Below are 13,310 nucleotides of genomic sequence, written 5' to 3'. Positions count from 1 at the left end.
CTACGATGTATAAAAATTCATAAGTTTCGAAAATAAAGAATACATGAATGGAAAGAAACGGAAACACTTCTCAACAAAAATTTCCATTTTTTATTGTTTAGACAAATCTATTGATTGCCCGTAAAACGATTTTTATTGAAATCCCCTCCCCAAAACCAAACATTTCTTGAACTGTGCAACATTCCCCTAACTTTCTTCACAGACTTGTATTTCCAATTTCCCTTCATTTTAAGTAAAATAAGAAAAAAGAATGTTCGGAGGTAAGGATAGTGGATGAAATTTACCGCGCACTTAATGGCTATCCGAAAAGAATGATAGGATTATCCGCATTGGAAGCAATCATGGGGAATTTCTTTCATACATACGAAGAATATGCCGGCTTTATTTTGAAGCTGGAACAGGAAGGCATTTTGGAGATGGTGAAGTCTAAAGGAAGAACGACAAGAAATCCATCGCTCGCCTTTCAGTACCGGATCAATAAAAGTCTGCTTCAAACCGGTTTCCATCAAGAGATTCAACATTATCGCAACAAGTTCCATCCATCCATAAACCTTGATGAATATTACAAAAAAGATCCTTCCATTTGGCGGCACGATCTTCCTTATCTCATCAAAATCGATGAATACATAAAAACATTTGGTTTTCCGGAAGAGTCCGTTCCTGCACCGGAGCGCAGTTTTGAACTGGTCCAGGATGAAAAATGGCTCACTGAAAAAGGGGGAAAAGAGCTGCTGGAGCGTATCGGACTCTTCCATTCTTTTAACATCATCCCTGTTTCCGACCCGTTGATGTTTGCCATCCATCCCAAGCTGGTGACAAAGGAGACACAGTTTCACCTGATTGTTGAAAATAAAACGACTTATCAAGGTCTGCTTCCGGCTTTGCCATCCACTGAATTTTCCACATTGATTTACGGAAGTGGGAAGAAAATCATCCATAGCATCGATCAGTTCCGGGATCAATATCCGGTCAACGCCCAGCATCATTTTTTCTATTTCGGCGACATTGACCGGGAAGGAGTGTCCATTTGGCATTCGTTGAACCAAAAAATCAAAGCCCATTTGGCATTGCCATTCTATAAAGCTTGTCTTGAAAAACAGCCGATCGCCGGAAAAGAATATCAAAGACAATATACTGAAGCTCAAGAAAAATTCATTAGCCAATTTCCGCAAAAGGAGCAAGAACAACTGGCGATGATGTTTTCAGAAGGGAAGTATTACCCGCAGGAAATATTAAAATCAAAAGAATTGCAGGAAATTTGGAGGGGATCCGATTGGAACAGATGGATATGCAAGCGTTATTAAGCGGATACAGAGATCGGATCCGGCGCATCGCCCTTTTTGAACCATTGAATGAACTGGAACGGAAAAGGGATGTTGATTTAAATGGGACGAAGATTGATATGAAAGGGCTTGGCCTCCTCACTTTGCTTTTTTTCTTTGAACAGAAGTTGATGCGAAATCAAAGGACAGGTGTCAAAGAATTGGCTTCCTTTTTAAAAGAGGCCACGAAAGAAGTGTATATGCTGAAAGAGGAAACCTATGAAGAACTGGCCAGAACCTTGATTCAAAATTTCCGCCCGACCCACGGAAAAAAACGCAGCTACGGTTATTTTGATTGGGAGGAAAAGGCGGAGGAGACCATTGAATATTCCATTTTGAAGGCGAACGATTTTGATGCCGGAACGAATACCCAATTCTACACATTGGATGAAGATGGATTGGAATTGATTTTTGCAACGAAGGAATTTTATAGTGAGTTCCAAATATCCATCAACCAATTGATTTTACGGAAACAGCTGGAAAAGGGGGAATTTAAGGGGGCACTTCGGCAAATCAATGAAATGCGGGTGGCCGTCGAGACGTTGCAGGAACGCATTGTCAAATTGAAGCATGAAATCCAGCGAAGCATTGTGTCCGAAGAAACGTTTGAGCGGTATAAAGAGCTGCTTGATGATATTTTTCAGAGGCTGGAACGGGAAGATGAAGAATTCAAAGAATTGAGGGAGTTTGTCAAAGAAACGAGGGAACGATTGTTTGCCGAAAATATTCATCAAAAGGAGCAGAAAACGTATCAATACATTTTGCAGATCAACAGGGAATTGGAGAAAGTGCACTATGAACATTCCGAGCTTCTGAATCAGACTCTCCATTTGAAAAACACGACTTTGATTACAGCCCAGGAGTCGCTTTATTATACGGGCATGCATTCCTTTAACTTCGACCAAGATATCGTGTCTCTCATTGTGTCCACCCCTTTGCCGTTGGATGCGATGAAAGGCGTTCTCCATCCTTTCCTGAAAGTGGAAGAAAATGAATTTTGGTCGCCGCTTGCTGTTTTGGAAGAACAGAATATCGTGGAAGACCGAAAAGAGAAGGTGGAATATCACTTTTATGAAGTGGATGACGAAAACAGCTTCAATTCATATAAACAATGGATTTCAGAAAAATATAAAGAGCTGATGGAACATTTTCTGAAGGCTTATGAAGAAAATAGCGGCAATACGTTATCCGAGTTCATATCCTATCTCGAAAGAAATCAATTGGAGAATCTATTCCAAATGCGGTATTTCTACGATTTTTGGATTGTTCTCCACCAACGTTCGCCTATTCAAGCGGGAACGGATGATGAAGAAAGCAGAACGGTTTTTGATGAGGCCTTTCGATTATTGGGAAAACGCAAATTAATCGTTACGGAAGATAAAGCGATCATTCAAAAAGTAGATCGCTATTCCATCAGTGAAATGAACATAAAGTTGGAGGATGAAGATGAACTATTCTGAACAAACAGTGTTGCAAGCCTTTCGACTATATACGAAGCTGGCAAAGGACGGGGTTTTGGGCAAAGAGGCCGTTCAAATCTATAATGCCGATGAAGATGTGCGCGCCCTTCTTGAATTGTTCAGCCAGGAAGTGCATTGCGCCATAATCAAAACGAGTGAAGAACTGTTTCTCGTTCCTGAACCGAAGCTGTCTCCATTCCATGTAAGCAATGAGTGGATTAAACGGAAATATTTGCGTTCCGGTGCGACGAATGCGGATATGTATCTTCTTTATTTTTGCATACTTGTTCTTTTCGGCAGTTTTTATGATTCCTATCAAAGTCCGCATCCCACAAGGCAATTTATCGGCATGGATGATTGGATCCGGCTGATTCAGGAGCGGATTGATCATTTGAAATCCCATGATGAGGAACAATTAAAAGCATCGGAAAAAGAGTTTTCTTACAATTGGAGCGCTATCATCGAAAAATGGGATGATATGGATGATATTAAGGAAACCGCTAAGCGGCAATCAGGAAATACGATTAGCCGAATGAGCTTCCTGCATATGGTTGCAAAGTTTTTGAGCGACCAACAGTTGATCCGGGAAATCGGGAATAATGAAATCACCTTGACGGAAAAAGCGATGACCATCATCCAGCGATTTTTCATGGCAGTGGAATATAACAAAGGGATTTTTGAGTTTCTTTATAGTTTTGATAAGGAGGGACAACATGCCGGCCATCAATAAAATCAGATTGACCAATATTGTCTATGAAGAAGGCAACAAGCGTTATAATGATGAACTCTTTTTATTCAACGGATATAATGGGGCGATTCTTCTTGAAAACGGCGGAGGGAAGACCGTTTTTATCCAAACGGTATTGCAAGGGATGATTCCCCATACCGATTTGGCGGATCGAAAAATTAAAAACACTTTGGTGTTGGAAAATGCCCCGGCCCATATTGCGATCGAATGGATACTCAACGAACGTCCACGGCGATATGTTGTGACGGCGGTGACCCTTTTTATGACGGATAAAGGATTGGATTCTTACCGCTATGTTTATGAATATGATGAAGGGGATCAGAACGGAATCGAAGGCATTCCTTTTGTTCGGGAAGGACAAGGCGGCACCAGACCTGCCGACAAGGGAGAAATGCTTGATTATTACAATGGCATGAAGGAACGATATCCTTTATCGGCAAGAACGTTTTCGACAATCAAAGAATATCGGAAGTTTATTGAAGAACAATACCATATTATTGCCGATGAATGGGAAAGTATTGTGACGATCAACAGCTCGGAAGGGGGCGTCGAGGCCTTTTTCGAAACCTGCAAAAACACCACCCAGTTATTTGACCGCTTATTGATACCGACCGTTGAACAATCGATTGCGGGTCATCATCCAACCCTTTTTGCCGATATCTTTGAAAAACAGCTGGATAATTTGAAACTTTATAAAAAACTGAAAGAAACCATTGAAGAGAACAAGCGGATCCAACATCAACTGGAAAAATACGTGCAAACGTTTGAAAAACTGCATTCCTCCCAGCTTGCCTATGACAAGTCGAAGCAGAAGGCAAAGGGAATCTGGGAAGAGATTCAAATTCAAAAAATCGATGTTGCAAAAGAAATGGAAAAGAATGAAGAGCAATTCAATCTTTGGATTCAAAAGAAAAAAGAACATGAAGTGAAAGTGGCGTCTTATCAGATTGCCGTTGAGGAAGAAAAATACGAACAACTGCAGAAAGATTATGATCTGGCAAATGTTGAATATGGCACAAAAAAGGAAGAACTGGAGCAACATAGCCTTGCCTATTATTCATTGAAATTTGCGAAATGCAAGCAACTTTTGAATCATTATCAAAAGGAAATTGCGTTTGTTGAAAGCGAAATGAAGAAGTTGGAAGAAATAGAAGAGCTCTCGGATTTGCAAAACCAATTGGAAGAAACGAAGCAGGCGCTGCTCGGACATTTTATTGAACAGATGGATGACATGAAAAAGAATATGGAACAAATCCAATTCGAACTCAATCCGATTGTAAGGCAAATCGATACATTGCAGGAAGAAAAGCGGTCCATCGAAAAACATGATTTGGATAAGCAAAGGGAAATCGCCGGTGTTCAGAAAACCATCCAAATGAGGGAAGCGGATATCGAAAGGTTGAAACAAACTTTGCTTTCCAATCCACAGCACGAACAAGTGGAAGAGAAAATGGCCGAATGGCAAAACCGCCATCAATTTTTGGATGAAGAACTGATACGGCTTCACGGAGAGAAGAAGGAAAAAGAGAAGCAATCGATTGAGCTGGATGAAACCATCGAAAAATTAAAAAATGAGAAGAACGGTTTGCATGTTGCCAAAGAACAATTGAAAAACGAGAAAAGCCAAATTGAAAATGAACAAAGAAAATTGATTCGAATTTTGGGAAGATTAAGACCGCAATGGGCCATTCTGGAATCGGTCTATGAAAATGAACACTCCATTTATAACCGGCTTTATGAAACCGTCGAAAAATTGAAAAAGGAAAAAGAGGTTTTATTATACAAAGAGCGGGTGGCATTGCGTTTAGTCGATGATTATGGGGAACAGAAAACATTTTTCAGCGATCCGTTGATTGAAGCGCGGATAAAATCATGGAAAAATCAATTGGACTATTGCGTAACGGGTATTGAATATTTGCAGATGCTGAATGAAGCGGATTATGAAGAAAAAGTCTTCTATCCGTTATGGGCTGTCACTTTGATTACAACCAATAAATCGAAGGAAGAATTGCAAAAGAAAGTGGAAGACCTTGCAGATGAACTTCGATACCCGATTCAAATACTGACGACCGAAGAAGCGGCGAAGATAAAGAAAGATGCCGTCCAACCGGAGCCATCCTGGATTATTCCTGCTCATTGGGAAAAAGGGATGATGGAAGAGACCTTTGGGCAATGGAAAGAAAAAGTCCGTGTGGATGCGGAAAAAGCGACGAAGGAAAGAGAACTGAAAGAAACGGAACAAAAAGAATGGGAATATGCCCTACAAACCTTCCAACAATTTTTGAAAGACTATCCATATGAACGGCTGACCGATTTTCAAAAAAGATGGTCGGAAACAATGTTAAAAATCGAACAAATCGAAAGAGAAATTGAAAATGCGGAGCAGCAGCGAAAGAATCTGAAGCATCAAATCACAACCATCGGGGAACAAATGGAACTTTGCCAAGAAGAAATGCAAGGGCTTGAACGGAAAATCCAGGAAGGGAATCAATATTTCCATTATTGCCGTGAAGTAAAAGAGGCCAAGGAAGTTGAAAAAGAGTTGAAAGACGTATTGGCCAATATAAAAGCCAAAAAAGCACATTTAGCCGCACAATTATTGGATTATAACGAACAAAAGGCTGCACTGGAGGAACGTAAACAAAATTTAAAATGGAAATTAGATTCTCTTAAAAATGATGAAGAGTATAAAGAAGTGCAATCATTGACCCCAATTTTTACCGGGGAAAGCCGGAAAAATCTCCGCGACAAAATCCAGACGCTGAATTTGAAAATCCATCAAGCGTCAAAAAGTATAGGAGAATTGAATGAAAAGCTGGCCAATGCCAAACACAATTTGACTAAATTGCAGGAAGAGATGGATCAGATCCGCAATGAATGTGAAAATGTGCATGAACATTGGGAATTTCCATCAGATGGAGAACATTTATTGCAAAATAAGATTATCAAAATAAAAGAGTTGAAACAGGCATTAAACAAGTTGGAAAAACAGGTTACAGAAAAGCTTTCTGCAAAGGAAGAGCAAAAAGGAAAAAGAAATCATTTGAAACAGCTTTTCCGTGAAAATTTTCCGGATCATGATATTTACACATTCTCCGTTCCATTAAACCAAGCGGAAGAAGAGCTTGCTGAAGAAAAGAAGGCGCTTCAAAAAGAGAAGAATTATTTGGATGAACAGATGGAACAAGTGTCACGGGAGCAAAACAAGATTGATGAAGCGGAACGCGAGCTGATCAAATTCATTGAAAAACATCATTTTAACGCACCGCAAGTCGTGACAATCCCTTTAAGTGAAAATGAAAAAATGGATTTTATCTATAATCGGAAGAAAATGGTGAAAGCCATTATCCAAGAATTGGAGCAACATAGTGGACAAGTGGAGAAGGAAAAGGAAGCGGTGGATGCCCAAAAACAAGCTTATAAGCAGTTTTGTTCAACGATTTCTGATAATAAATTGCAAAAAATGGCGATTGAAGGTGTGGATTATAAGACGGGTTATGAAGAGTTATTGGATTTTAAAAAGAATATGATGATCCGAATCGAGCGGTCGACGAATTATGCCAATGAACATATACGGCAAAAAGATGAGGAATTGCAAGCATATATCAACCAAATCCATAACCATTTAAAAACAGTGGTAGAAGAGTTGAAACAAATTCCAAAACATACAAAAGTAAAAGAAGAGGATCAATGGAAAACGATTTATACTTTTACGATCCCTCAATGGGACGAAGAAGAAGGTAAGCAGCGGATTCGCGATTACATTGAGTGGATCATGCTTCAACTGGAGTCGGATCGTTATGTAAAAGAAAATGGCCTTCAGGATGAAACGAAAGTTCGGAATGACATTGAAATGTGGATGCAAACCAAACAGCTTCTGCAAGTGGTGATGAAAAATGAAGGCATGAAAGTAAGTTGCCGCAAAGTGACAAACGAAAATAAAGTGTCGACAAGGTCCTATTCTTGGGAGCAGAGCAATGTATGGTCAGGCGGAGAAAAATGGAGCAAAAATATGACGTTGTTTTTGGGCTTGTTAAAATACGTCGCTGAAAAGAAACAGCATCAAAAAACAAACATGAAGCACAGCCGGGTGGTGATTTTGGACAATCCATTCGGCAAAGCATCGAGCGACCATGTGCTCAGTCCGGTTTTCTTTGTTGCGGAACAATTGGGATTTCAAATCATCGCATTGACTGCCCATGCGGAAGGGAAGTTTTTGCGGGATTATTTCCCTGTAATTTATAGCTGCAAACTCCGTGAAGCCAAACAAGCCAATAAACAAATCGTCGCAACGGAAAAATGGCTCCACCACGCATACTTCCGCGACCATGAACCGGAAGCGTTGGAAAGACTGACAGAAAAGGAACAAATGTCTTTGTTCTAGAAAACGTGGGTTTATTCAAAAGAGCGAATGAGAATGATGATTGGCTTTCTCATTCGCTCTTTTCGTGCGCCCGGCATGTACATGAACTATAGGGTGTAAGTCCCGAACCCCGAAGACAGAAGTAGAGGTTAGCCAAGAGCAAGGGTGTCCGTGGTGACGCGGAATCTGAAGGAAGCTGGAGGCAAAACACCGGTCCGAGGAACACGAACCTCATATAAGGCTAGGTATGATTGAGTGAGTTTGCAAAACAAAACAAAGCTCTTTCTGTCGAAGGTCATATCGAGTAGATGAGGCGGATAGATGGTGTGAAAGTGCATGTACTTACCCGGGGAGGTCTGGCGGATAGGTGAAGTACGCTTCATAACCTACTTAGTGATAAGTAGCTGAACCGTCAGAAGTCAGCAGAGGTCATAGTATTAGTTGGTCTAGAACAACTAAGAAGGACCGAACAATTAAGAGAGAATAGCCCTTGGCATTCAGTGAGTCATGATGAAAACAGAAAACGTAGTACCTCACTTGAGGAAGGAAGCGGTGAATCCCGTGGGGGACCTCTTGGAGGGTGGAGTGACCACTGGCATAAAGAGAACAGCTATTCACGGAAGTTATAAAGACTTGCGTCAATCATCTTAATTGAACCGCCGTATACGGAACCGTACGTACGGTGGTGTGAGAGGACGGGAGTTAATCGCTCCCTCCTACTCGATTGCCAAGTTTCACCCCAACGAGAGCTTATTCCAATCTTTGATCACTAAATCCTCTTTCGTAAATTGCACCATGTTGCCGACAATCGGCATATGGATCCAGCCTTCCAGCACCGGTTTGCCGGAAGCTTCGGTCAAAGCGTGGGCATAGATCTTAGGTACGCGCTGCCAAAAGTTCTTCGCGGCCCGGGAATGTTTTATGGTAGATGATGACCCATCCGTCCGGCAGTTCAATTAAACAATCGATGACTCCTGAAGCCTTTTGATTAAGGACTGTCCGTTGACAATGATTTCTCCATCCTCTTCGCCAACCCAGACGGACATCTGTTGCCATTTGTTCATTGAGCCAAGTTGCTTTTGAAAAATCGCGGGTTATAGTCCCGGGCACGGGTCATTCCCACATAGAGCAATCGCCCCGACTTTCCAAAACGAAAGCGGGGGATTCATTTATTCCTTCAAACTTTTCCCAAAGCCTTTCAAAAAGTGAAGGGCGAAGTGGAGGCCGCGGTTGACGTCCGGGTCGTTGAGCATTTTTAATACATCGAATACGCCGAGTTTTTCATCATTGTTCAATGCATTTTTCGCTTCATCTAAGCCATTGGTGAAACTATTCGCTAATGTTTTCGTTGCTTCCGGGTCGATGGTAGATAATGCACCAGCTGCATTCATCAAATGATTCATGAGATTTGTCGCTGGTTTTCTAGTCAGTTGGCCAAGGGCGATTTCCGCCACATCTTCCCGAGCTTCAAGGAGTTTTTCCGCTGCTTCTAGTGCACCCATTTCCTGAAGTTCATTTAAAATCGAAAAGAGTTGATGAATAGTTTCCTTATTTTCCGAAACGAGCTCTTTCAAGTTCTCCAAATTTTGTTCTACGATTTCTTCTTTTGTTACTGGCTGCTTTCGAATTGTCCGAATTGGTGAGGCCATGTTTTCCCTCCTTTTGCATTGCTTGTTTGTGATTGGACAGAACTGCTCTGCCCAACGCAATTTCCGATTGTGCAGAGCTGCTCTATTACTGCTTCTCCTAATTAGTCGTGATCGGCACGTAATCAGGGCGCTTCCATTTTCGTTCCACTTCCACACCATTTTGCGGATTTCGTTTTTTCGTTCTTGGATTTGTTTTTGGAAGCGGGCGTTTTCCTTTATCTTTCAATACCTCTAGCCGCACTTTTGTTTGCTTGTAGGCAGGGGTTTTTGTGTTCACATCCGCTGCCGGACCCGTTAAGAAGTTGATGGCCGAATCTTTGCTTACAGAGTTCATTGGCAGGAAGAGTTCGTTTCCTTTCACCCGGTCTGTCACAAGGGCTTTGACTTTACATGCCCCATATGGAGATACAAGGCGCACGAACATGCCATCTTCAATGCCTCGCTCTTTTGCCAGCTCTGGCGATACTTCCACGAAGATTTCCGGCACTTTCGATTGAATGCCTGTGGATTTGTTCGTCAAATTGCCTTCGTGGAAATGTTCGAGCATCCGTCCATTATTGATGATGCAATCGAATTGTCCTTCATATTCCACTGGTTCTACCCAGTCGTCTAAAGCAAAACGGGCTTTTTTGTCCGGGAAGTTAAAGCCGTCCAAATAGAGTAAAGGCGTATCTTTACCATCGAGGCTGCCCCAGCAGAAGCTTCCCCAGCCTGCCAACACATCATAGTTGGCTTGGGAGAAGATGGGGGTGAGGCTTGCCATTTCATCAAAGATTTCACTAGGATGGCTGTAGTTCCAATCATAGCCTAAACGCTGCGCCACTAATTGAAGAATTTGCCAATCTGGTTTTGATTCCCCAAGAGGCGGCAATACTTGATACAACCGCTGCACGCGGCGTTCTGTATTCGTAAAAGTTCCTTCTTTTTCTAACGAAGGAGAAGCCGGCAAAATGACATCCGCATATTGGGCAGTACGAGAGAAGAACACATCTTGTACGACAAAGAACTCCAATTTAGAAAGGACTTCATCTACATGATTGGCATTGCAGTCCACTAAAGTCATTTCTTCCCCGACTAAATACATTGCTTTCATTTTGCCTTCCATAATGGCATCAAGCATTTCCGGATTTGTGCGACCAGGTGTAGAAGGAATTTTGGTACCATAAGCGTTTTCAAATTTTTCCCGGGCTTTTTCATCCGTTACCCTTTGATAGCCTGGCAGCATATTTGGCAATGAGCCCATATCGCAAGCCCCTTGCACATTATTGTGGCCGCGGAGAGGGAAAGCACCTGCCCCAGGACGTCGATAGTTTCCTGTTGCTAATAGAAGATTGGAAATAGCCGCAGAAGTATGGGAACCGCCTGTATTTTGGGTAACCCCCATTCCCCAAAGTACGCATGTGCCGTCTGCATTGCGAATCATTTCCGCCACTTGCATCAACGTTTCTTTCGGAATGCCTGTCACTTCTTCCGCATAGTCAAGGGTATATTTTTCAAGGAGTTGTTTATATTCCTCAAAGTTTAGGACATTTTCTTGGATAAAGGCTTCATCATGCCAACCTTGGTCAATAATGTATTTTGTGACGGCCATAATCCAAACTTGGTCTGTTCCTTGTTTCGGGCGGAGGAAAATATCTGCTCGTTCTGCCATTTCATTTTTGCGAAGATCAGCCACAATCAATTTTTGACCGTGCAATTTATGGGCGCGTTTAACTCGCGTTGCTAAAACCGGATGGCATTCTGCAGGATTAGCGCCAACGATGATGACAAGCCCTGCTTTTTCGATGTCTTTGATGGTTCCAGAGTCACCGCCGAAACCTACCGTGCGGATCAGTCCGTCAGTTGCCGGCGATTGGCAATAGCGGGAGCAGTTATCCACATCGTTTGTTTGGAAAATTTGCCGAGCCATTTTTTGCACTAAGTAATTTTCTTCGTTTGTCGTTTTGGAAGAAGAGATAAAGCCGATTGAACCCGGACCATAAGTTTTGTGAATGCGGAGAAGGTTTTCTGCCACAAAGTCTAATGCTTCATCCCATGACACTTCCACAAATTCACCATTTTTCCGGACTAAAGGTTTTGTAAGCCGTTCTTTAGAGTTGACGAAATCCCAGCCGAATTTTCCTTTGATGCAAGTGGAAATGCCGTTGACTGGACCTTCAGAAGGCTGCACTTTCAAAATTTTTCGCCCTTTTGTCCATACTTCAAAGGAACAGCCGACGCCGCAGAAAGTGCAAACCGTTTTCGTTTTCTTGATGCGTTTTTTGCGCAAGGACGCTTCCATCTCGGAAATGGCGAAAATCGTGCTGTAATCCGGTTCCACTTCTTTCACTAAATCAATCATTGGATTTAAAATTTCTTTTTTCAGCCCTGTTAGAAATCCAGCTTCCCCAAGCATGGATTTTTCCATCAACGCATTGGTTGGGCAAACAGTCACACATTGTCCGCAGCTGACGCAGGAAGATTCATTGATTTTTACGCCATCATCCCAAATTACTAAAGGTCTTTCTGCTTCCCAGTTGATGGAGATTGTTTCATTTACCTGTAAGTTTTGGCAAACCTCCACACAGCGGCCACAGGCAATGCATTGGTTTGGGTCATAACGGTAGAAAGGATGGGACATATCGACTTCATCAGGATCCACTTTTGGACGATATGGATATTTTTGCGATTTGATGCCCATCATCATCGCTGTGTTGTGGAGAATACAGTCGCCATTGTTATTGTCGCAAACGGTGCAGTACAATAAGTGATTTTCAAGAATGCGGTCCATCGCTTCTTTTCGAGCAGCTCTCGCCCTATCTGAATCCAGCTTCACATTCATGCCATCTAAGGCTTTGGTGGAACAGGATCTAACAAGCTTTCCATCCACCTCCACAATGCATGTATCGCAAGTTTGAATTGGATCAACAATCGGCGCACGGCAAATTTGCGGGTGAGGGATGCTGTTTTGATTCAAAATATCCAAAATCGTTGCCCCTTCAGAAATATCATAAAGAGTGCCATTAATATTGATTTTCTCCAAATTGAGAACCCCCTTATCGTGAGCGAAAGATTTCTAGTTTTGACACCTGAAAAAATAAAAAATCCACCATGAAACGGCATGAATGTTCATGCTGCTTAGTCATGGTGGATTAAATTTTTAGCAAACTCTTACTAAAAACCCAATCTCAAACATTATCATTTGGAAAATATATTATGATTTTCATGCATAGGTTTTGACATATACATAAAAATCAAAATATATCCAATTCATCCACAATATCCTTTTTTATATCATAACGCGGAACGTTCAATTCAACAATAGAAAAGTAATTTCTTAATTTTCGAAAATATTTTCTCTTTTATTTTTCAGAATTTGTTATTATTATAATCAAATTATAAACGAGTTTCTAGATGTTGGAGGGTTCAACTTGTCTAAAAAGATACATGAATTTAATAATCTCATCAGAAAACTGCGCAAAAATTTATTTGGAAAAGGGCCGGACCGCATTCATACGGTGTTTATTGATAATATCGTTGTATCGCTTTTATACGGCAATCTAACCCCAACAGAACGATTTATTGCCACAACGCCAGAAGGAGCCAAAATGGTGCATACCGCCCGCACAACGATGATTAAAGATTTATATGCCAAATCAACGCCGAAAGAAATGGAAGAATTGATGGGCTCTAAACTGCTCCATTTGTTTACCGACATCAAAATCGAGGAAGACTGTGCTGTTTCGGTCTTTATTTTTGAAGATCCAATTTCGGAATAAAGGAGAAAAT

General features: G+C 41.6%; 8 protein-coding genes. 6 read left to right on the top strand and 2 right to left on the bottom strand.

Annotated elements, in window-relative coordinates; genetic code table 11:
* Positions 1-269: 269 nt before the first annotated feature.
* From UtA1_RS15610 to UtA1_RS17335, 5 genes are all read left to right on the top strand, one after another.
* Positions 270-1,304 (top strand): Wadjet anti-phage system protein JetD domain-containing protein, encoded by a 1,035-nt coding sequence (locus UtA1_RS15610; protein ID WP_096552073.1) that lies wholly within the window; start codon positions 270-272, stop codon positions 1,302-1,304.
* On the top strand, positions 1,274-2,782 hold the full coding sequence (locus UtA1_RS15605) for a replicative DNA helicase (protein WP_096552071.1): 1,509 nt from the start codon (positions 1,274-1,276) through the stop codon (positions 2,780-2,782). Before UtA1_RS15610 ends, UtA1_RS15605 begins: the two co-directional genes overlap by 31 nt.
* Positions 2,769-3,512 (top strand): DUF6063 family protein, encoded by a 744-nt coding sequence (locus tag UtA1_RS15600; RefSeq protein WP_096552069.1) that lies wholly within the window; start codon positions 2,769-2,771, stop codon positions 3,510-3,512. The genes UtA1_RS15605 and UtA1_RS15600 overlap by 14 nt, the downstream gene beginning before the upstream one ends.
* On the top strand, positions 3,496-7,914 hold the full coding sequence (locus tag UtA1_RS15595; RefSeq protein WP_096552067.1) for a coiled-coil domain-containing protein: 4,419 nt from the start codon (positions 3,496-3,498) through the stop codon (positions 7,912-7,914). Before UtA1_RS15600 ends, UtA1_RS15595 begins: the two co-directional genes overlap by 17 nt.
* 486 nt (positions 7,915-8,400) lie before the next feature.
* A complete protein-coding gene (locus UtA1_RS17335) occupies positions 8,401-8,544 on the top strand; it encodes a hypothetical protein (RefSeq protein ID WP_172597789.1) in 144 nt (47 codons plus the stop codon).
* 518 nt (positions 8,545-9,062) lie between these two features.
* Here UtA1_RS17335 and UtA1_RS15585 read toward each other — a convergent pair.
* Both UtA1_RS15585 and fdhF read right to left on the bottom strand, forming a co-directional pair.
* Positions 9,063-9,542 carry a DUF1641 domain-containing protein gene (locus UtA1_RS15585; protein ID WP_096552063.1) on the bottom strand — a complete coding sequence of 160 codons (480 nt, stop codon included), beginning with the start codon at positions 9,540-9,542 and terminating at the stop codon, positions 9,063-9,065.
* 97 nt (positions 9,543-9,639) lie between these two features.
* The gene (gene fdhF, locus UtA1_RS15580; protein WP_096552061.1) at positions 9,640-12,564 is read right to left on the bottom strand and encodes a formate dehydrogenase subunit alpha; all 2,925 of its coding nucleotides are present in this window, start codon (positions 12,562-12,564) and stop codon (positions 9,640-9,642) included.
* A gap of 388 nt (positions 12,565-12,952) precedes the next feature.
* Between fdhF and UtA1_RS15575 the strand changes: the two genes are divergently transcribed.
* The gene (locus tag UtA1_RS15575) at positions 12,953-13,300 is read left to right on the top strand and encodes a DUF2294 domain-containing protein (RefSeq protein ID WP_096552060.1); all 348 of its coding nucleotides are present in this window, start codon (positions 12,953-12,955) and stop codon (positions 13,298-13,300) included.
* Positions 13,301-13,310: the final 10 nt, after the last annotated feature.

Source organism: Ureibacillus thermosphaericus (genome assembly GCF_002370195.2).
In the GTDB taxonomy this organism is placed as follows: Bacteria; Bacillota; Bacilli; order Bacillales_A; family Planococcaceae; genus Ureibacillus; species Ureibacillus thermosphaericus.
This window is presented reverse-complemented; position numbering and strand designations above follow the sequence as displayed.